Genomic DNA, 21,022 nt, shown 5'->3' with positions numbered 1-21,022 from the left:
CAGCTGCCCACTGCAAGACGGAGAAAACATATGATGTCTGGATTTGCAATAGGAAAAAGGCGTTCCTTTCGCGGATTGAACACGCGGTTGGAACGCCTTTTCCTCTCGTTTCACAGTGCAGGATATGGTGTGGGATATTGTGTAGTTTATTCATTATATTCATGTTTGAATAACTGGTATAGTTTCACGATCGCACGTTTCTCTATTCTTGAAACGTAGCTTCTCGAAATGTTCAATTGTTCGGCGATTTCTTTTTGGGTCATCGGTTGATCATCGAGCAGTCCGTATCGCCTCTGGATAATTTCAAGTTCCCGGCTGTCAAGCTTGCCGAGATGCCGATAAAGACGATCCCTTTGTTCCTGTTGTTCCACTGTTTCAATTGGGGCTTCATCATCCGTTTGAAGCAGATCGGCAATTTGTAAGGATTGGCCGTCTTTGTCTGTGCCGATCGGATCAAAAAGGGAAACATCCTTTTGAACCTTCTTTTGTGTGCGCAAGAACATCAGTATTTCATTTTCAATGCAACGGGCCGCGTACGTAGCCAGTTTTGTTTTTCGGTCCGGTGTGAAACTGTTGACCGCCTTCATGAGTCCAATGGTTCCAATGGAAATGTAATCGTCCAGTTGTTCGTGTTTTGGATGGAATTTTTTTACGACGTGTGCAACGAGGCGCATGTTTCTCTCGATCAGTTCATCCCGAGCGCTTTCGTCTCCTTCTGCAAGACGTTGTAAGCACTCGGCCTCCTCCGCTTTAGACAGCGGACGACGGAATGCCTGCCCACGGATATATCCGACTACTGCCGGAATTTCAAGCCACAGTTGGACAAGCGCCATGACGAATCCGCTCATCGGTCCACCTCCTGTGTCTTTGTATGACAGCATATGCGAACAGGACGACGGATAGCACTGTAGACATGAACAATTCACCCTGCTGCAGGGGAAGATGAGACGCATGCAAAAAGGATGGATATGTTATAATCATTTTGAAATCGTCAGATGGAGTGGATATTTTTTGTACAAACAATTTTTACCGGGAGAATATGTAAAAGACATATATCAGATTACACCGGACACATTAATAGCACAGGGCATTAAAGGAATCATGACGGACTTGGATAATACCTTAGTCGAATGGGACCGTCCCGAAGCGACTCCTGAAGTCATCGAATGGATGAAAATGATGCGGGATGCAGGACTGAAAGTGATTGTTGTATCAAATAATCATGAACCTCGTGTCAGTACATTCTGTCAGCCTGCCGGGATTCCTTTTATTTTTGAGGCGAAAAAACCGTTGGGCAAAGGGTTCGGCAAGGCGCTTCGCCTAATGGGTCTGCCAAAGGAAGAAGTCGTCATGATAGGAGACCAGCTGTTGACGGATATACTGGGAGGAAATCGTTTTGGCGTCCGTACGATTCTTGTTATACCAGTCGCAAAATCGGACGGCTTCGTGACAAGATTTAATCGGAAAGTCGAGAGGCGGATTATGAAGGGCCTTAAGCGGCGTGGAATGCTGGATTGGGAGGAATAAGCTTGGAACAACTAGTATGTATAGGATGCGGTGTGCCGATCCAGACGGAAAATCCGAAAGCGGATGGCTATACACCGCCGGCTTCATTGGAAAAAGAGACAGTGTTATGTCAGCGATGCTTCAGATTGCGAAATTACAATGAACTGCAACCAGTTTCGCTATCGGGCGATGATTTTCTGGCCATTTTAAACGGAATTGGCCAAAAGGACGGCATCGTAGTGAAAGTGGTCGATATTTTTGATTTCAATGGCAGTTGGATTCCGGGTCTACATCGGTTTGTCGGCAATAAGGATATCATATTGGTCGGCAATAAATCAGATGTCCTGCCAAAGTCGGTGAAAGAGGGCAAGCTGAAGAACTGGATGCGTGAGGAATCGAGAAAACTCGGGCTGAAGCCTGCAGAGATTTTACTTGTTTCCGCATATAAAGGGACAGGCATGGAAGAGGCGCTCGCTGCCATCGAAGAAATCCGGGGTGGCAAGGATGTATATGTTGTAGGCTGTACGAATGTCGGAAAATCCACTTTTATTAACAGGATCATTAAAAATGCAACCGGCATGGGTGATGTCATTACGACTTCCCATTTTCCTGGAACTACTTTGGATCTTGTTGAGATTCCGCTGGACGACGGTAAAGCGATATATGATACACCGGGCATTATTAATGACCACCAGATGGCGCATTATCTAGGGCCGAATGATTTAAAGGCGATCACTCCGAAAAAGGAACTAAAACCAAAAGTCTTTCAATTAAATGCTGAGCAGACTCTGTATATCGGCGGATTGGCACGGTTCGATTTTATCCGTGGCGACCGTTCCTCCTTTACGGTTCACGTGTCAAACAGTCTTCCGATTCACCGGACCAAACTTGAAAATGCCGATCAGTTATTTGCGGACCATCTCGGCGGATTGCTTTCACCTCCGACCGAGGAATCCATCGATGCGCTGCCGCCTCTGGTGCGGCATGAGTTTTCCATTAAGAAACCGAAGACTGACATAGTCATTTCCGGCCTTGGTTGGATTACAGTTCAACATCCTGACGTGAAAATTGCGGTACATGCACCACGTGGTGTAAATGTTGAATTACGGCCTTCGCTCATATAGGAGGATGCATATGAAAAAGTGGTTTGCGGTTATTGGAGATCCGATTGCCCAGTCCATGTCTCCAGAGATGCATGGACGATGGTTCTCTGACAAGGGTATCGATGCAGCCTATATTCCGGTTCATGTGACAAGTGATCGTTTGAGACAAGCGGTGGAAGGCTTGAGGGAACTCGGCTGCAGTGGTTGGAATGTAACAGTTCCCCATAAGAGCGCAATTATCGAGCATCTTGATGAGATCGATCCGTTTGCGAGACAAATGAATGCTGTCAATACGGTAAGGGTGATGGAAGATGGTTCGCTGTTTGGGATGAACACGGACGGCATCGGTTTTGTCCGTTCCTTAGAGGAACAGTTCGGTGATTCTGGAAAAGGGAAAGACGTATTATTAATTGGGGCAGGCGGTGCAGCAAGAGGCATCGGTTATGCACTTGTATCCGAAGGCTATGGGCCGATTTCTTGTGCGAACCGCACGCTTGATAAAGCGGAACGTCTGGCGGAAGAATTGCATGCTGAACCCATTTCGATAGAAGAAGCAGAAAAGCAGCTGACCCGATTCGGTCTTGTTATTCAAACGACTTCCGTTGGAATGAACTTCTCGGCAGGCGGCACTCCGATTAACCCTTCAGAAATCAGAGCAAGCACCATTGTCTGTGATATTATTTATAACCCGTTGGAAACGGAATTTTTGAAACTGGCCCGTGAAGCGGGCGGGCATACAATGAATGGCGTTGGCATGTTCGTTCATCAAGGGGCGCGTTCGTTTCAGTCATGGACAGGAGTTCAGCCTGATACGAAGCAAATGATTGATATTATTACTAAAAAGCTCGGAGGAATATAATGTTAACTGGAAAACAAAAAAGCTATCTTCGCAGTGAGGCACACCACTTACAGCCGATTTTTCAAATTGGAAAAGGTGGATTGACGGATGCAATCATTAAACAGATTGAAGAGGCACTGGAAGCAAGAGAACTAATAAAAGTGAGCATTCTGCAAAATTGTGAAGAAGATAAGAACGAGGTTGCGGAAAAAATTGAGGCGGCAGGCATCGAGGTTGTACAGATCATCGGTAAAATCTTAGTCCTCTATAAGGAATCGAAAGAAAAGAAACGGATCGAGCTTCCGTAAGGAGAAATAGCATGAAACGGATCGGAATTCTTGGAGGGACGTTCAATCCGCCCCATATTGGGCATCTTATCATTGCAAACGAAGTGAAGCATGCTTTGGAATTGGATGAAGTGCGCCTGATGCCTACTTCCATCCCTCCACACAAGCTTAATCCTTCTGATGCTTCACCTGAGCAGCGTCTGCGAATGGTCGAACTGGCGATTGATAGTGCGGCTGGTTTGACTGCCTCTTCATTTGAAGTGGACCGTGGCGGGGTTTCCTATACGTATGAAACGATCGAAGCCTTGCGCACTCAAGAGCCGGATGTCAAGTTTTATTTCATTATTGGCGGCGATATGATCGATATGCTGCCATCCTGGCATCGCATTGAGGAATTAGTAAAGATTGTAACGTTTGTCGGTGTTGGAAGACCGGGTACTATAGGAACAACTACATTTCCTGTCCAGATGGTGGAGATCCCCCAAATCGATCTCTCTTCTACTGTGATCAGGGATCGTTTCCGTACGGGTAGAACAGTTGAATTCCTTCTCCCGAAATCTGTAGAAACGTATATCAGACAGGAGGGTTTGTATGTTGATTGAGGAATTGAAACGAGAAGTCGAAAAGAGACTTCCCTCTAGACGTGCCGCGCATGTATTCCGAGTGGCAGAAACTGCAACAGCTCTCGCAAGCCTTTACTCCATCGACCAGGAAAAAGTGGAGATTGCGGCCCTCTGCCATGATATTGCAAAAGCGGTGGAGCGGGACAAGCTGCGATCAATTATTGAAGACAACGGAATTGACAGGCGTTACCTTTCCTATCCACATGAGCTTTGGCACGCTCCGGCAGGAACTGTCATTGCCAAAAAGGAATTCGGAATTACGGATGAAGATATTTTGAATGCGATCATGTATCATACGACTGGACGCAGAGGGATGTCAGACCTCGAGAAACTTATCTATATTGCCGATTTGATCGAGCCTGGCCGGGATTTTGCTGGTGTGGAGGATTTGCGCCTTATCGCGCAGCTTTCCTTGGATGATGCGATGAAAGCAAGTATTTCTCATTCGCTGCAATATCTTATTGCGCAGCAGTCGACGATTTATCCTGATTCGCTTGAGTGCTATAACGAGCACGTCCAAAAACAAGATTAAACAACAAGGGCGGATGATCCGCCGTAAAATTAGAGATCGTTAAGAAAAGAGGACAAACATTATGCCGACATTACTTGAAATAGCATATAAAGCAGTAGACGACAAGAAAGGCGAAGACATCGTCGTATTGAACATGGAAGGAATTTCTTTGATCGCCGACCAATTTATTATTACGCATGCCAATTCCGAGCGGCAAGTGCAAGCGATTGCCCGTGAAGTTTCGGAGAAAGCATCCGAGAACGGCCATGACGTAAAACGGGTGGAAGGTATGGACAACGGCCGTTGGGTCTTAGTGGATTTAGGTGACGTAGTCGTTCATGTATTCCACCGTGATGAGAGAGGTTATTATAACTTGGAAAAACTATGGGGAGATGCCCCGATGCTCGATCTGGCGGATCAGCATGAATGACAGCTACACACATTTTGCGTCCGTCTATGATGAATTGATGGATGATATCCCGTATGACCAATATGTCGACCTGGTAGAGGAGGCAATGGGCCCTCTGCAAGGTAAACGGCTGCTTGATATCGGATGCGGCACGGGACTGTTAACGGTCAAATTTGCGAAAAAAGGCGCCGCTGTGACAGGGCTCGATCTTTCGGCCGATATGCTCGCAGTCGCGTCTGAGCGGGCGAGCTCGCTGAATCTTGATATTTCTTTCATCGAGCAGCCCATGGAGAAAATGGATATACCAGGTACATTTGACGGGGCTGTCATCGCAATAGATTCATTGAATTATGTGAAGGAGAAAGAGGATGTCGCCCAAACTTTTCGCAAGATTTATGATTTGCTTGCAGTAGGCGGCGTCCTGCTATTCGATGTCCATTCAACATATAAGACGGATGACGTTTTCATGGAGGCTCCCTTCGTTTTTGATAACGGCAGAATTGCATACATATGGCAAACCGAAGAAGGGGACGAGGAGCATTCCGTCTATTCGGAGCTGGCATTTTTCGTCCGGAACGAAAGTGGCATGTATCGCCGTTTTGATGAAGTTCATTATCAAAGGACGTTTGATACATACACTTATGTCGAGATGTTGAATGAAGCTGGCTTTACAATTGAACGGATTTTTGCAGATTGGGAAGATGAGCCGCCGCATGAGGAGAGTGAGCGCATCTTTTTTCAAGTAAGGAAATAGGGACTTCCGTTTTAAACAGGAATCCTATATAGTTAAGATGACTCCATATGGATGCCGAGATGAAAGGGGAAGATTCCGTTTTTATCGATCGTATCCGGCAAATGGCGTAAACTTTTAACCCCCTTACTTGCTGTCGCAATTGTTACCGTTCTATTGTTCTTACCCCGAGGACAGGCTACTGATGATCAGCTAGCCGACGGTACACTCCCAATCTCTCAACTGATAGAAACGCTAGAAATAGATGAAGTGAACGAATTGGAAACGATCGATCCTGTTCAGCCGTCGCCTGTTATGGTGGATGTTAAAGGAGCGGTCAGATACCCGGGCGTCTACTCCTTGACGGATGAAAGCCGGCTGATTGATGCAATCGAAGCAGCTGGCGGATATTTGCAAGATGCAGATTCCAGGCTATTGAACCACGCGATGAAGCTGAAAGACGAATTGGTCATTTACGTTCCTGCAATAGGTGAGACGGTAGACGGTTTTTCCGCCGAATCGCTTGTGCTGGAAGCTGCTGGTTCTGAAGACGATGGAACTGTCAACATCAATACAGCTACCGAACAGGAATTGATGACCATTCCAGGCATCGGCCCGTCAAAAGCCGCGGCAATTCTTCAATACCGGGAAGAGCACGGATCTTTTCCGACTAAGGATTCCTTAATGAAAGTGTCCGGCATTGGCCAGAAGACATTTGAAAAATTGGAATCGTTCATTTCAGTAAAGTAAGTATTGAAAAATGATCGGAGGCATACATATGGAGCGTATTACGTGGGATCAATTCTTCATGGCTCAATGCCATTTGCTTGCTGTTAGAAGCACTTGCACCCGACTTGCAGTTGGCGCAACCATTGTGCGGGACAACCGGATTATAGCAGGAGGCTATAACGGTTCTATTTCCGGAGGAGATCATTGCATCGACCATGGCTGTTATGTCGTAGGCAATCATTGTGTTAGGACAATCCATGCGGAGATGAACGCCCTTCTGCAATGTGCCAAATACGGCAGTCCGGTCGGCGGATCATCACTTTATGTGACGCATTTCCCTTGTTTGCAATGTTCCAAAGCTATTATCCAAGCCGGCATTAAGCATGTGTATTATGCCAAGGATTACAAAAATGATGAATATGCCATACAGCTATTCAATCAGTCAGGCGTGTCGATCAAGCATATTCCCTTCGATGAACGTTCCATCGACTTCGCTTATGATGAGAAGAGGATGTTGATCGAAGAATTGCTGCAAAAGATGGATTCTTGCGGCCTGGACCATGAAGAACTTGTCCCTTTGAAGAAAAGGGCTGATGACTTATTTGGCGGAAGCTTTTAGACGTTCGACTTATTTATCTTGCAATACCAGTGGCCGTTTCCGCATTTGCGGCATACGGCCAATCTCAACTGCTCTGGCTGAATGCCTGCCTGATACCCGCACTCCTCTTCGGGAAACGCAGCATTCTCACTTTGCTCCTCGCTTTTCTTGCAGCTATTTCTTCCTATTATTTCATTTCCATTTCCATTCCAAAGAAAACTGAATACCGATCCGATATGATCTCTTTTGTTTGGTCGGATTCCGTCAAAATTGACGGTGGCAAAGTGAAAGGCATTGCCAAAACAACTGCAGGCAATCGTATTTATGTAACTTATGCTTTTCAGAACGAGCAGGAAAAAGTGCGTTTTCTTCGTGCTCATATTCCCCTATATATCTTTACAGGCAGCGGGAGTTATACCGAACCACCTCCTGCGTCCCATCCCTATTCTTTCGATATGCAGCGTTATTTAAGAATGAACGGAGCAGCCGACATATTTGAAGTGGACCAGATCATGGAGAGCCAGACGGCGAAAGGTCCACTGGTAAAATTGTCAGAATGGAGATACCGTGCCAAATTGCATATACAGACAGCTTTTCCTGCCCCACTTCAAACCGAAGCGGAAGCACTTCTGATCGGGGATCGCAGCGGTATGGACGACGAGTTGTCTGCTGCTTATCGCACTTTGGGCATTACCCATCTATTCGCTATATCCGGTTTGCATGTAGGGTTAATGACTTTCTTGATACGCCATCTGCTGATTCGCCTCTCAGTGCGTGTGGAAACCGTCGATACCCTTTTGATTGTGCTGCTGCCTTGTTATGCTGTGCTGGCGGGCGGAGCGCCTTCTGTTTGGCGAGCTGTTTCCGTTACGGTTCTATTGCTGCTTGCGGCAAGCGGAAGACTGAAGATCCGGATGGACGATGCGTTGGCTGCCAGTGCAGCCTTGTTCATTTTGCTGGCTCCCCACGTTATCTTTCAACCTGGTTTTCAATTAAGCTACGCGGCGGCCATTTCGCTGGTGTATTCATCAGGAATACTTTTACAAGGGAAATCTGCATGGGTGGCCTCCTTTTTAGTCACTTCCATTACACAGATCGCCTTGTATCCTATCTTGCTGTATCATTTCTATGAAATTTCTATCTCCTCCTTTCTTGTTAATCTCTTTTACGTGCCCTTGTATTCAGTCGTAATCCTGCCAATGAATTTGCTGCTCTTTGTAACTTCTTTGGCTGTGCCTCCTGTTGCAACATTTTTGTTTACCTTTTATACACCACTTAGACTTGGTATCGGCTCCATTACACTGTATGTAGCAGGGTTGCCTTTTCAGCTATGGACACCCGGCAGACCGGACCCACTTTTGGCATGCTTTGCTGTCGTTTGTATCTTGGTGTTTTTCATTGCCTTGGAGAAGAAGTGGCACTGGAAGAGGAGTTTTGGATTAATCATTTTCCCTGTACTGTTGATCCAGTGGAAGCCCTATCTGGATCCTGACAGTAAGATCACCTATCTGGATGTCGGACAAGGTGATAGTATCGTGCTTCAGCTTCCTTATAGAAGGTCGGTGTATGTTATTGACACAGGAGGAACGGTATCCTTTGGCGATCCAACATGGAAAACGCCTGAAAAATCTTTTGAGGTCGGAAGGAATATTGTAGTTCCTTTTTTGAAAGGGCAGGGGATAACGAAAGTGGATAAATTGATTTTAACTCATGCAGACAGCGACCATATTGAAGGAGCTGACGAATTGATCGAGGAACTGAAGGTTAAGGAAATCCATATACCTCCAGGCAGCGAATGGGAGCAGACAATGGCACCCATCATCGGTATGGCGTTGGACAGACGTATTCCGATTGTTTCCGCTTCGGAAGGGACGGAATGGGCAAAGGGGAGGGTGCGTTTCGAGTATCTGAGTCCTGAAAAAGGTCGTTACAAGGGCAATGATAGCTCTCTTGTACTTCTGTTAAGGACTGAAGAACTCGCTTTTCTCTTTACGGGAGATATGGAGGTAGAAGGGGAGGAGCATTTTATCCGGAAATACAAGGGGAGGGATTTTGGCCGGGTTTTGCTGAAGGCGGGCCATCATGGGAGCCGGACATCCAGCACAGATGAGTTTATCGCATTGCTATCTCCAGAAACGGCGATCATTTCAGCCGGCAGGAACAATCGATACGGGCATCCGCATCCAGAAGTGTTGGAGATATTTCGTTCATATGGGGTAGCTGTCCTGTCTACTGCGGAGAAGGGCTCCATCACGGTGACAGTCCGGGGAGGGGACTACGTCATTTCAGCGATGCACTAATCAAAACGGACAACCGTGGCCACTTTTGGCCGCAGTTGTCCGTTTTTTTCGCATGTATTAGCGTGCGACGAAGTCGACGATTGTAGCAATAACGAAAATTGCGGAGAATCCTATGAAAGCTACGACGAATCCGACTCCTGAGTCAATTAAATCATTGCGTTTGGACTGAACGTCCTTTTCGAAATCATGCATTGCTACACCTCCTGATTCCTTTCTAGTATAGATGATAAGAATGGAAAAATCCATAACTATCCGTTTTATATGACTTGATTTGAACAAACGACACAAATTGTTCATAGAGGGACAGGTTTGCGTTATAATGGGGTACAGATGGAGGTGGGATCATGGCAAATGCACAATGGAAAAAAATCGAGTCAGGGCAGCTGGCATCCGTTTATTTGTTAACCGGAGTGGAGCAGCATATATTTGACTCGACGATTAAACGGATTGTGAAAGCGATGCCTGATATCGAGGAATCGTCCATTATCCGATACGATTTGGATGAGACCCCTGTGGAAATTGTTCTGGAAGAGGCGGATACGCTCCCTTTCCTGGAAGATCGAAAATTAATTATCGCGAACAACGCTTCCTTTTTGAAAGCGTCAGATAAATCAAAGGAAAAAGTGGTACATAATCTGGAATATCTTCAAAGTTGGCTTTCGAATCCTTCGCCTACCGCGATCGTCGTGTTTGTGGCACCGTATGAGAAACTGGATGGGCGGCTGCGCGTGACGAAAACGATATTGCAGAAAGCGGAAGTAATCGAAGCGGCTCGGTTGACAGGACGCGACTTGACTACGTGGATTCAGCAGGAAGCAGGATCTTTTGGAGTTCAAATTTCAGCAGAAACATCCCAGCTCTTAGTCGACTGGGCCGGTGATGATATGCTCATGCTGTCAAACGAACTATTAAAAATCGCTTTGTTTATGGGCAACCAAGGGGAAGTGACAGAGGATATTATTGAAAAGCTGGTGCCTAGGACGCCTGAAATGGATGTTTTTCGTTTAACAGATGCGTACCTGGCTGGAAAAGTGAAAGAAGCTATTTCGATCTATCATGATCTGTTGCGAAATGGAGAAGAACCGATTATGCTCACTTCCCTTTTGGCCGGACAGATCAGATTAATGGTTCATGTTTCTTCCTTGCAGCGCAAAGGATACCATGGACAGCAAATCGCGAAGACGTTGAATGTACATCCATATCGAGTGAAGCTGATGATGGAAAATCGGCAAATGCCGACGATGGACAGGCTGCTGGAGCTGTTATCGAAGCTTGCTGAAATTGACTACAAGCTTAAATCTTCAAGCGGCAAGCGCGAACGGATATTGGAATTGTTTTTCATGGAACCGATGCGATTGTAGAACGGAACCTGCTTAAAAGATCATAGAAAAAAACAAGCTGTCTACGAAGCAATGATTGCGACGTAAACAGCTTGTCTTTCGGTTGCCCGGCACTTCCCCGGACTGGTTATTACAACGCTTTTTTCGTTAGTCGAGCTTTTTGACGAGCTGCAGTGTTCTTGTGGATAAGACCTTTGCGTGCAGCAGAGTCCAATTTTTTAACCGCGTCCTTCAAAAGTTCAGGAGCGTTCTCTTCTTTATTGATAAGCGCAGTATCAGCTTTACGTACAGCTGTACGCATTGCAGCTTTCACTTGAGAGTTTTGCTCATTCGCAGCAGCGCTTTGTTTTACGCGCTTGATAGCACCTTTAATGTTTGGCATTCCATTCACCTCCAATTTCAGGTAAGACAAGAGTGTTTCCAAAGTGATCCGGATTCTCTTTACAACATTAACATTTTAGCAAACAGCCTGCAATAACGCAATAAAAATATGCAAAGAATATTTCCTTGACACGTCGTGCAAACTGAATCAGAGGTGATGACAAAATGGGAAAGTATGATTTTTACCGGACAGATTTAGTTGTAGAAGATGATGAGATGGTGCGCCATCAGACCAAGGAAGAAAAAGAGACGCTGGAAGAGACGAAGGACGTCCTGTTTGATGAAACGAGACAAGGCAGGGTCATTGTCACGAAAGTGAAGATTTTGCCTGGAGCGGAAGAGCGGATCGGAAAAAAAGCAGGTTCCTACGTTACGCTTACTATGCCCACTTTGCGTTACGACGATAGTGAAGGGATAGAAGAAATGACCCAGCTTCTCATGAAGCAATTGGACGGTATGCTAGAGGAGGTCCGTCTTCCTGCGAATGGGAAAATCCTGTTTATCGGTCTGGGCAATCGGGAAGTAACGCCCGATGCAGTTGGACCGCTTACGATGGATCGGATGAAGGAAATTGTGCCGAAATACTTCTCTAATGAAGGGGCAGAAGTGTATGTATACGCTCCTGGCGTCACAATTCAAACCGGCCTGGAGACGGCTGAATTTGTCGGAGCCGTCATTGATAAGATTCAGCCAGATTTGCTGATCGTTATCGATGCATTGGCCGCAAAGGATAGTTCAAGGCTTTGTAGAACAATTCAAATGACGGATACCGGCATCCATCCGGGCTCAGGCGTTGGGAACAGCCGCAAGGAAGTGTCTAAAGAGACGCTGGGCATCCCTGTCGTTGCCATCGGAATTCCGACGGTAGTGGATGGTCCTGTATTAATTGCGGATGCAATCGATACGATGTTTAGTTATATCGCTTCTAAAATTGAAGATGAATCTCGGCCATCCTCAAAATTAACGGTATCGAATTGGTTATACGAAGTGAACAAAGACGCGGACCGTTCCAAGCTCATTCCGATATTCGGTGATTGGTCGTCCTGGCCGCATGAAGATCGAATTCATTTATTCGAAGAAGTATTATCGAACCGTGAATTGAATACCTTCATTTCACCAAAGGAAATAGATGCATGGGTTTACCTCTATGCCGATGCTTTATCTGGAGCGCTTTTCAATTGGATTGATAAATTGAAATCTAGTCATTGATAGATTCCCCCGGGCATATAGATGGAGCACGGGGGGATGCCAATTGAAAAAATCGATGCAAATCTGGATTGCCGCCATAGCCATTCTCTTCCTTTTCCCGATCGTCATGCAATTTCTTCCTGAAGGGACGTCCGTGACTTCGACAAAAATCATAAAAGACAATGCGTTCATCGTGTACGCGTCAAATGTCACGGAGGAAGTCGAACCGGAAAAAGAAGAAACAAAAGCAGCGAATGTATTATTGTATTTTACTCATTCCCATGAAGCATATGAACCGATGACGAAAGCGGCTGATGGGATCGTTTCTACATCTCATCAGACGGAGAATGTCATGAAGCTGGGTGCAAAGCTGAAGAGCCAATTAGCCATTAACGGGATTGAAGCAAACACGATTGATATTGATAACAGCAAGGAAATGCGTAAAAAAGGAATCCCTTATAGCAGGTCGTATGCTGAAATCAGGCCGCATGTAAAAAAGGCGATAGAACAACAACCATACGATCTTGTTATCGATCTTCATCGGGATTCGGTCGGACAGGAAAAGACGACATTAGAATATGAGGGGCAGCGATACGCGAAAGTGGCGTTTGTCCTTGGGACCGATCATCCGCAGTATAAGCAGAATATGGAGAAAGTCTTATTGGTCAAACGTGAAATGGATAAACTGGTGCCGGGGATTACGAAAGATATTATTCCGAAGGGCGGCCCGGGTGTCGATGGGAAATACAATCAAGATCTTGATCCATCTATCATATTGGTTGAATTAGGAGGCATCGGTAATACAGAGGATGAATTAAATCGAACCATTGCGGTCCTTGCGGAAGCAATCGGGCACGTCATGGATTCGACACAGGCCGAATAGCAAGAAAGACGGAGAGGAATGTGTTTTCTCCGTCTCTTTTTTGTGTAGTTGTAGTAATCATCACCACTGTTAAAAAGGACCTAATTCCGCGTTATTTCCTAATCAAACGTCTTGGCATGGAATAATAAATCAACTTCTATTGTGATTTGATAAGAATTTATAACATGTTGCGTAGTTATTTGCTATAATGCAAATAGCTTAAATAGGAGTGAACTGCACAATGAATCATGATGAGAGATTGGCACGCCAAAAGAATATAAGAAACTTTTCCATCATCGCTCATATAGATCACGGGAAATCGACGTTGGCCGATCGGATCTTAGAGAAGACGGAAACGCTCAGCTCCCGTGAATTGAAGTCCCAGACGTTGGACTCGATGGATTTAGAGCGGGAACGCGGAATTACTATTAAACTGAATGCGGTTCAATTGACGTATACCGCAAAAAATGGTGAAGATTATACTTTCCATTTGATCGATACTCCGGGACATGTGGACTTTACATATGAAGTATCCCGAAGCCTTGCAGCTTGTGAAGGGGCTATCCTCGTCGTCGACGCTGCGCAAGGCATTGAAGCACAGACACTGGCGAACGTTTACTTAGCCCTTGATAACGATCTTGAAATATTGCCGGTTATAAATAAAATCGATTTGCCGGCAGCAGATCCGGATCGGGTAAAACAGGAAATTGAAGATGTTATCGGACTGGATGCTTCTGAAGCGGTGCTCGCCTCAGCAAAAGCGGGTATCGGAATCGAAGACATTCTAGAACAAATTGTCGAGAAAGTACCAGCTCCATCCGGCGATCCAGAAGCGCCGCTCAAAGCGTTGATCTTTGATTCCCATTATGACCAGTACAAAGGAGTCATCGTCAATATTCGTATTGTCGAAGGAACTGTGCGTCCCGGAGATAAAATCCGGATGATGGCAACGGGCAAAGAATTTGAAGTCATTGAGACGGGTGTTTTTACACCAAACATCTCGCTTCGCGATGAATTGACTGTTGGTGACGTAGGTTTCTTATCGGCATCGATTAAAAATGTCGGCGATACACGAGTAGGCGATACAGTAACGAATGCCAAGAGACCGGCGAGCGAGCCGCTGCCAGGTTATCGAAAGATGAATCCGATGGTATTCTGTGGATTGTACCCAATTGATTCAAACCGGTACGTCGATTTACGGGAAGCGCTTGAAAAATTGGAGCTGAATGATTCTGCCCTCGAATTCGAAGCGGAAACATCCCAAGCGCTCGGTTTCGGCTACCGCTGTGGTTTCCTTGGACTTCTCCATATGGAGATCATCCAGGAGCGGATTGAGCGGGAATTTAAAATTGATTTGATTACCACTGCACCAAGTGTTATTTACAATGTCGTCATGACGGACGGTTCCGAAGTGAAAGTGGACAATCCTTCTATGATGCCGAATGCGCAAAAGATTGATTATGTGGAAGAACCGTACGTAAAAGCTTCCATCATGGTGCCGAATGATTACGTCGGGTCGGTCATGGAGCTTTGCCAAAATAAGCGGGGAAACTTCGTCACGATGGATTATCTGGACGCGTCCCGTGTCAATATCATTTATGAACTGCCGTTGGCTGAGATTGTTTATGACTTTTTCGATCAATTGAAATCAGGCACAAAAGGATACGCCTCCCTTGACTATGAATTAATTGGCTACAAGCAATCAAAGCTTGTAAAGATGGACATTCTTCTCAATGGAGAACAAGTCGATGCGCTTAGCTTTATTGTGCATCGTGATTTCAGCTATGAACGAGGAAAAGCGATTGTCGAGAAGCTGAAGTCTCTGATTCCACGCCAGCAGTTCGAAGTACCGGTGCAAGCCGCTGTCGGCCAAAAGATAGTTGCTCGATCGACCATCAAATCAATCGGGAAAAACGTTTTGGCGAAATGTTATGGCGGAGATATTTCACGTAAACGAAAATTGTTAGAGAAGCAAAAAGAAGGTAAGAAACGAATGAAACAAGTCGGCTCCGTGGAAGTTCCTCAAGAAGCCTTTATGGCCGTCTTGAAAATGGATGAGGATTAAGCCAATAACTGAGTAAGCGAGGTCCTTCGGGGCCTCGTTTTTCATTACATGGCTCTGGAATCTTTAAGCGGGAGCAGTATAACCGCTTGGCTTTCCAACCCGTTTCCAAGTGCGTTTCTCTTTTCTTGCATAGTATTTAAGTCTATAATATTTCAAATGAAAATAGACACTTTGTACTAAGGAGTATGACGAATGGGCTTTCGGGAATTAATAAGAGTAATCAACGAGGCGACAGAGAAGCTGGATCTTATATCTGCAAGAAAGTATATTGAGGACAACTTAGAGCTGTTGCTACAGTATAAACATTTACTGCGGGGCAACTCCAGAGCATTGCTTGATATGCTGGCAGAAAATGAAAATCAAGTGAAGCCATTGAATCGGATAGAAATGAACATCATTCAGGCGATTAATGTCTATGCATCAAAATTTGATCTGAGGGGTCTTCGCATTTCGGCTAAAAATAATACGGATCTTTTGCTTAGGCCGGACGTCAAATATTATCTCAATGAAGATGCGAAATTCCTGTTAGAAGGCATGAAGGCCATTCACTGAGAAAGACAACCTGTCCCCAAATGCGGGATAGTATCCTTTCAGGCTAAAGAAATGATAAAATGAGGAGCGCAACAGCCGAAAGGCTTGCCATGAAAGGAGGCAGTTCGATGAGGGGAATCTATATTCATATTCCGTTTTGTCATCAGATTTGCCATTACTGTGATTTTAATAAAGTCTTTTTTAACAACCAGCCGGTTGATGAATACATAGAATCGATTGGAAACGAGCTGTCGATTTTGAAACGGGAAGGTGCCTCTTTTGATCAGGCGGAAACGGTCTTCCTTGGTGGAGGGACTCCGACCGCATTATCCGAGAGGCAATTGAAACGTTTATTGGAGATCATCCGTACGTATATAGACGTGGAAAACTTAAGTGAATTTTCGACAGAAGCAAACCCAGATGAATTGACAGAAGAAAAGTTAAGAGTGTTAAAGGAAGGCGGTGTAACGCGTCTCAGCATCGGCGTTCAATCCTTTGACGATGAATTGCTTCGAAAAATAGGCCGGACTCATGGATCGCATGATGCAGAGAAGGTGATTGATAAGGCGAGAAAAGTCGGTTTTGAAAATATCAGCATTGACTTGATCTACGGTCTGCCTGGACAAACGATTCAGCAGTGGGAACATACATTGGACCGCGCCCTCTCGATCGACCTTCCCCATTACTCTGGTTACTCGCTTATCATTGAACCGAAAACCGTATTTTATAATTTGATGAACAAGGGAAAACTACCATTGCCAGGGGAAGACCTGGAAGCAGAAATGTTTGGCATGCTAATGGAACGCATGAAACAGGCTGAAAGAAAGCAATATGAAATAAGCAATTTTGCAATGCCTGGCCAAGAATCCATCCATAATATGATTTATTGGCAAAACGATGAATATGCGGGAGTCGGGGCGGGTGCACATGGCTTTTTAGCAGGCAGCCGTTATGCCAATATTGGACCGTTGAAAAAATATATGGAAAAAGTGGATGCTGGACAGCGGCCATTGTTAGAATCCCATCAAGTAACTGTTCGCGAAGCGATGGAAGAAGAGATGTTTTTAGGACTCCGGATGATGACTGGTGTTTCGGAAGATGCTTTTCAAAAGAAATTCGGGAAGCGCTTGGAAGATGTGTACGGAATGGAACTTGGAAAGCTGATAGAGGAAGGTTTACTTACCCGCGAAAAAAGTACTTATAAATTGTCACAGCTAGGTATTTACAGAGGAAACGAAGTGTTTCAGCGTTTTTTGAAATGAAGAATGCCAATTCGTTGACACGTTAGAAGAGATTTGTTAAATTATGAGTAGAATTAGCACTCGCATTTAAAGAGTGCTAACAGGAGTGATGAACATGTTGACAAACAGGCAATTGCTAATCTTGCAACTGACGGTTAACGATTTCATCGAATCCGCACAACCTGTCGGATCAAGGCAGTTATCAAAAAAACCCGAAGCTCCTTTCAGTCCGGCTACCATCCGTAACGACATGGCGGATTTGGAAGAACTGGGCTATTTGGAAAAAACCCATACTTCGTCCGGCCGAGTGCCATCTGAAAAAGGGTATCGGTTTTACGTCGATCATCTGTTGCAACCGGAAAAATTGAATGTGGAAGATAGTATTCAACTCCGTTCTATCTTTCAAAATCGTGTGTTGGAAACAGAGGAATTGATCCGCAATTCTGCGGTCATCCTATCTGAATTGACCAATTACACGGCTATTTTACTCGGGCCTGATGTAACGACGCATTCCGTGAAACGGTTTTCCATAGTTCCGTTGGACGAAACCAAAGCGGTTGCGATCATCGTCACAGATAGTGGCCATGTGGAAAACCGGGTTTTCGATGTGCCGGAGGGTTTAACCGCATCCGACATCGAGAAGATGGTCAATATATTGAACGAACGGTTGACAGGAACTCCGCTCATGCATTTGCAGATGAAGCTCGCATCAGCGGCGAAATCCGTACTGGAGCAGCATATCAATAAAGCTGGCGAATTGTTCGCTTCTTTCCAAAAAGCGACGGCCATAAAGCCTGAGGAGCGCCTGTTCTTCGGCGGCAAAATGAACATGCTGAAGCAGCCTGAATTCCATGACATCGACAAGATGAAAATGTTCTTTGAGCTGATGGAAAATGGAGCTCCTGCACTCGCGTTCTTCCAAGACGAGACTAAAGGGATCCATGTCCGAATCGGATCTGAGAACAATCATGATGCGATGGGCGATTGCAGTGTCATCACGGCCAACTATTCTGCTGGCGATAATGTGGAAGGCGCAATTGCCATCGTAGGTCCTAAACGGATGGATTACAGCAGGGTAATCACGCTGCTCGATATAGTGAGCGGTGATTTGTCTATAGCGCTTGCGAATCTGATGATTGGCGGCGGATCGGATAGGAGGAATGGATGATGAACGAAGAAAAGAAGGAAGAGGTTCTGGCTGATGAGCAGGCCGCCGCTTCAATTGAAAACGAAATAGCTCAAGAAACGCAAGCTGACCAAGATTTAGAGTCACCTGAAGTTAGCGAAGCGCCAGTGGAAGAGAAAGACGAAAAGGAAGCAATCATCGAAGAGCTGACGTCCAAGCTGGAAGAGGAAGAAAATAAGCAGCTTCGCTTGCTTGCTGACTTTGAAAACTTTAAAAGACGGGCGAACTTGGACAAAGAGTCTCTGCAAAAGTACCGGGCTCAAAGCTTGATGACGAATCTTCTGCCTGTTCTCGATAATTTTGAAAGAGCTCTTAATATCGAAGTGAAATCGGAAGAGACACAGTCTCTTATGACGGGAATGGACATGATCTATCGGAATCTGCTGGATGCTCTGAAAGCAGAGGGGCTAGAGGAAATACAGGCTGCGGATCAAGAGTTCGACCCGAATTTCCATCAAGCTGTCATGACTGGAAACGATGAGGAGAAAGCATCCGGAATCGTGCTTCAGGAACTCCAAAAAGGGTATATGTTGAAAGATCGCGTTCTGCGGCCCTCTATGGTCCAAGTGAACGAATAACATAAGAAATTTAGAGTTCATTACACTATCGCAATGTCGGATTATTTTAGGAGGAATTTGATTATGAGCAAAATCATTGGTATTGACTTAGGAACTACAAACTCTGTAGTAGCAGTATACGAAGGTGGCGAAGCGAAAGTCATTCCGAATCCCGAAGGCAATCGCACGACTCCATCGGTTGTTGCGTTCAAAAACGGAGAACGCCAAGTAGGGGAAGTGGCAAAGCGCCAATCGATCACCAACCCGAATACGATCATGTCTGTAAAGCGCCATATGGGAACTGACTATAAAGAGCATGCGGAAGGCAAGGACTACACACCACAAGAAGTATCAGCTATGATCCTTCAATATTTGAAAGGGTATGCTGAGGATTATCTCGGTGAAAAAGTCACGAAGGCAGTCATCACTGTACCGGCTTACTTCAATGATGCACAGCGTCAAGCAACAAAAGACGCGGGTACCATCGCAGGGCTAGAAGTAGAGCGTATCATCAACGAGCCGACTGCTGCGGCGCTTGCTTACGGTCTTGATAAAACAGAGGAAGACGAAACGATCCTCGTTTATGACCTTGGTGGCGGTACATTCGACGTGTCCATCCTTGAACTTGGAGACGGCGTATTCCAAGTTCGTTCGACAGCAGGAGATAACAAGCTTGGTGGAGATGACTTCGACGACGTCATCATTGACTATCTTGTACAAGAGTTCCGTAAAGATAATGGAATCGATCTTTCCAAAGACAAAATGGCAATGCAACGTTTGAAAGATGCAGCTGAAAAAGCGAAAAAAGATCTTTCTGGCGTAACAAACACGCAAATCTCATTGCCTTTCATTACTGCGGGAGAAGCTGGTCCGCTTCACTTGGAACTATCCTTGTCACGTGCGAAATTCGATGAGTTGACTGCACATCTAGTAGAACGTTCCATGGTTCCGACTCGTCAAGCGATGAAAGATGCCGGCCTTTCGCCATCTGAAATCGACCGTGTTATCCTTGTCGGCGGTTCTACTCGTATCCCTGCGGTACAAGAAGCGATCAAGAAAGAAACAGGTAAAGAGCCATTCAAAGGCGTTAACCCAGACGAAGTGGTTGCAATGGGAGCTGCAGTCCAAGGTTCTATCATCAGAGGTGATGTAAAGGATGTCGTCCTTTTGGATGTAACGCCATTGTCACTCGGAATCGAAACAATGGGCGGCGTGTTCACGAAATTGATCGACCGCAATACGACAATCCCGACAAGCAAATCACAAGTATTCTCTACTGCTGCTGACAACCAGCCGGCTGTTGACATTCACGTGCTTCAAGGGGAGCGTCCTATGGCTGCAGACAATAAAACACTTGGCCGTTTCCAATTGACGGATATTCCACCGGCACCACGCGGCATTCCGCAAATCGAAGTGACGTTTGATATCGATAAAAACGGTATCGTTACGGTAAAAGCAAAAGACCTAGGTACGCAAAAAGAACAAAATATTACAATTCAATCCAGCTCTGGCCTATCCGATGAGGAAATCGAACGGATGGTGAAAGACGCGGAAGCGAATGCGGAAGAAGACAAACGCCGCAAAGAAGAGGTCGACTTGAAGAACGAAGCAGATCAACTCGTATTCATGGCAGAAAAAACACTGAAAGACTTGGAAGGAAAAGTAGCCGAGGACGAAGTGAAAAAAGCTGAAGAAGCGAAGGACGAGTTGAAAAAAGCAGTTGAAAGCGGCAATCTCGATGAGATCCGTACGAAGAAACAACAGTTGGAAGAATTGGTCCAACAGTTATCCGTCAAGCTTTATGAGCAAGCGGCACAAGCGCAAGGCGGCGCAGAGGCAGCTGGCCAACCGCAGGATGACGGTGTCGTCGATGCGGATTTCGAAGAAGTGGATGACGACAAGAAAAATTGAGATGATAGATGACGGGAAAGTCAAAGTCCGAGCTTCCGGCTTTGACTTTTTCGTTTGTTAGCATACGGAAACCATTCGCTTTAGGGTAACGGATAACATCTTTGCATGGTACAATATAGGGAATTC

23 protein-coding genes are annotated in these 21,022 nt (G+C 45.6%); 20 read left to right on the top strand and 3 right to left on the bottom strand.

The genetic code is table 11. The features are described 5' to 3' along the window. Positions 1 to 146: 146 nt before the first annotated feature. On the bottom strand, positions 147 to 848 hold the full coding sequence (gene sigK, locus ACSW3C_RS00760; protein ID WP_238082197.1) for an RNA polymerase sporulation sigma factor SigK: 702 nt from the start codon (positions 846 to 848) through the stop codon (positions 147 to 149). 103 nt (positions 849 to 951) lie between these two features. Here sigK and ACSW3C_RS00755 point away from each other — a divergent pair, with 103 nt between their 5' ends. The 11 genes from ACSW3C_RS00755 to ACSW3C_RS00705 all read left to right on the top strand — a co-directional run bounded on the left by ACSW3C_RS00755 (position 952) and on the right by ACSW3C_RS00705 (position 9,634). Then, on the top strand, positions 952 to 1,527 hold the full coding sequence (locus ACSW3C_RS00755) for a YqeG family HAD IIIA-type phosphatase (RefSeq protein ID WP_486560336.1): 576 nt from the start codon (positions 952 to 954) through the stop codon (positions 1,525 to 1,527). After that, positions 1,524 to 2,630, top strand: coding sequence for a ribosome biogenesis GTPase YqeH (yqeH, locus tag ACSW3C_RS00750; RefSeq protein WP_486560857.1), 1,107 nt, complete (start codon positions 1,524 to 1,526; stop codon positions 2,628 to 2,630). Before ACSW3C_RS00755 ends, yqeH begins: the two co-directional genes overlap by 4 nt. 10 nt (positions 2,631 to 2,640) lie before the next feature. Further along, positions 2,641 to 3,468 carry a shikimate dehydrogenase gene (aroE, locus tag ACSW3C_RS00745; protein WP_486560335.1) on the top strand — a complete coding sequence of 276 codons (828 nt, stop codon included), beginning with the start codon at positions 2,641 to 2,643 and terminating at the stop codon, positions 3,466 to 3,468. Next, positions 3,468 to 3,755: a ribosome assembly RNA-binding protein YhbY gene (yhbY, locus tag ACSW3C_RS00740; protein ID WP_238082193.1), complete on the top strand. Its 288-nt coding sequence runs from the start codon at positions 3,468 to 3,470 to the stop codon at positions 3,753 to 3,755. Before aroE ends, yhbY begins: the two co-directional genes overlap by 1 nt. Positions 3,756 to 3,766: 11 nt before the next feature. Next, a complete protein-coding gene (locus ACSW3C_RS00735) occupies positions 3,767 to 4,336 on the top strand; it encodes a nicotinate-nucleotide adenylyltransferase (protein ID WP_486560334.1) in 570 nt (189 codons plus the stop codon). Beyond that, positions 4,326 to 4,889, top strand: coding sequence for a bis(5'-nucleosyl)-tetraphosphatase (symmetrical) YqeK (yqeK, locus tag ACSW3C_RS00730; RefSeq protein WP_486560332.1), 564 nt, complete (start codon positions 4,326 to 4,328; stop codon positions 4,887 to 4,889). Before ACSW3C_RS00735 ends, yqeK begins: the two co-directional genes overlap by 11 nt. A gap of 61 nt (positions 4,890 to 4,950) precedes the next feature. Continuing rightward, positions 4,951 to 5,298, top strand: a complete 348-nt coding sequence (gene rsfS, locus ACSW3C_RS00725; protein WP_486560331.1) for a ribosome silencing factor — start codon at positions 4,951 to 4,953, stop codon at positions 5,296 to 5,298. After that, the gene (locus tag ACSW3C_RS00720) at positions 5,291 to 6,031 is read left to right on the top strand and encodes a class I SAM-dependent DNA methyltransferase (RefSeq protein WP_486560330.1); all 741 of its coding nucleotides are present in this window, start codon (positions 5,291 to 5,293) and stop codon (positions 6,029 to 6,031) included. The genes rsfS and ACSW3C_RS00720 overlap by 8 nt, the downstream gene beginning before the upstream one ends. Positions 6,032 to 6,277: 246 nt before the next feature. Then, the gene (locus ACSW3C_RS00715; RefSeq protein WP_486560328.1) at positions 6,278 to 6,757 is read left to right on the top strand and encodes a helix-hairpin-helix domain-containing protein; all 480 of its coding nucleotides are present in this window, start codon (positions 6,278 to 6,280) and stop codon (positions 6,755 to 6,757) included. Between the two features lie 28 nt (positions 6,758 to 6,785). Next, positions 6,786 to 7,355, top strand: coding sequence for a ComE operon protein 2 (locus ACSW3C_RS00710; protein WP_486560327.1), 570 nt, complete (start codon positions 6,786 to 6,788; stop codon positions 7,353 to 7,355). Positions 7,356 to 7,384: 29 nt separating this feature from the next. After that, positions 7,385 to 9,634, top strand: coding sequence for a DNA internalization-related competence protein ComEC/Rec2 (locus tag ACSW3C_RS00705; RefSeq protein WP_486560326.1), 2,250 nt, complete (start codon positions 7,385 to 7,387; stop codon positions 9,632 to 9,634). 57 nt (positions 9,635 to 9,691) lie between these two features. On the opposite strand, the gene ACSW3C_RS00700 is transcribed toward ACSW3C_RS00705, so the two are convergent. Further along, complete coding sequence (locus ACSW3C_RS00700; protein WP_238082176.1) at positions 9,692 to 9,826, bottom strand: YqzM family protein; 135 nt, start codon at positions 9,824 to 9,826, stop codon at positions 9,692 to 9,694. A gap of 152 nt (positions 9,827 to 9,978) precedes the next feature. Here ACSW3C_RS00700 and holA point away from each other — a divergent pair, with 152 nt between their 5' ends. Then, the gene (gene holA, locus ACSW3C_RS00695; RefSeq protein WP_486560324.1) at positions 9,979 to 10,995 is read left to right on the top strand and encodes a DNA polymerase III subunit delta; all 1,017 of its coding nucleotides are present in this window, start codon (positions 9,979 to 9,981) and stop codon (positions 10,993 to 10,995) included. 109 nt (positions 10,996 to 11,104) lie between these two features. Here the strand turns inward: holA and rpsT are convergent, their stop codons facing one another. Next, positions 11,105 to 11,356: a 30S ribosomal protein S20 gene (gene rpsT / locus ACSW3C_RS00690; RefSeq protein WP_184210284.1), complete on the bottom strand. Its 252-nt coding sequence runs from the start codon at positions 11,354 to 11,356 to the stop codon at positions 11,105 to 11,107. Between the two features lie 164 nt (positions 11,357 to 11,520). On the opposite strand from rpsT, the gene gpr reads away from it, so the two are divergent. The 8 genes from gpr (at position 11,521) to dnaK (ending at position 20,896) form a co-directional block, all read left to right on the top strand. Beyond that, positions 11,521 to 12,564: a GPR endopeptidase gene (gene gpr, locus ACSW3C_RS00685; RefSeq protein WP_486560323.1), complete on the top strand. Its 1,044-nt coding sequence runs from the start codon at positions 11,521 to 11,523 to the stop codon at positions 12,562 to 12,564. Between the two features lie 43 nt (positions 12,565 to 12,607). Next, positions 12,608 to 13,426 (top strand): stage II sporulation protein P, encoded by an 819-nt coding sequence (gene spoIIP, locus ACSW3C_RS00680; protein WP_486560322.1) that lies wholly within the window; start codon positions 12,608 to 12,610, stop codon positions 13,424 to 13,426. A 220-nt stretch (positions 13,427 to 13,646) separates the two neighbouring features. Next, positions 13,647 to 15,470, top strand: a complete 1,824-nt coding sequence (gene lepA / locus ACSW3C_RS00675; RefSeq protein ID WP_238082168.1) for a translation elongation factor 4 — start codon at positions 13,647 to 13,649, stop codon at positions 15,468 to 15,470. Positions 15,471 to 15,662: 192 nt separating this feature from the next. Beyond that, on the top strand, positions 15,663 to 16,022 hold the full coding sequence (locus tag ACSW3C_RS00670; protein ID WP_486560321.1) for a hypothetical protein: 360 nt from the start codon (positions 15,663 to 15,665) through the stop codon (positions 16,020 to 16,022). 107 nt (positions 16,023 to 16,129) lie between these two features. Continuing rightward, positions 16,130 to 17,263 (top strand): radical SAM family heme chaperone HemW, encoded by a 1,134-nt coding sequence (hemW, locus tag ACSW3C_RS00665; RefSeq protein ID WP_486560320.1) that lies wholly within the window; start codon positions 16,130 to 16,132, stop codon positions 17,261 to 17,263. A gap of 94 nt (positions 17,264 to 17,357) precedes the next feature. Then, positions 17,358 to 18,410: a heat-inducible transcriptional repressor HrcA gene (gene hrcA, locus ACSW3C_RS00660; RefSeq protein ID WP_486560319.1), complete on the top strand. Its 1,053-nt coding sequence runs from the start codon at positions 17,358 to 17,360 to the stop codon at positions 18,408 to 18,410. Next, positions 18,410 to 19,006, top strand: a complete 597-nt coding sequence (gene grpE / locus ACSW3C_RS00655; RefSeq protein WP_486560318.1) for a nucleotide exchange factor GrpE — start codon at positions 18,410 to 18,412, stop codon at positions 19,004 to 19,006. The genes hrcA and grpE overlap by 1 nt, the downstream gene beginning before the upstream one ends. A gap of 63 nt (positions 19,007 to 19,069) precedes the next feature. Next, entirely contained in the window at positions 19,070 to 20,896 is a 1,827-nt protein-coding gene (gene dnaK / locus ACSW3C_RS00650; protein ID WP_486560317.1) for a molecular chaperone DnaK, read from the top strand. The last annotated feature ends 126 nt before the right edge of the window (positions 20,897 to 21,022 follow it).

Source organism: Sporosarcina sp. AD_1 (genome assembly GCF_057373025.1).
Note: the sequence above shows the minus strand (reverse complement) of the source record. Positions and strands in the feature narration are given on the sequence as shown.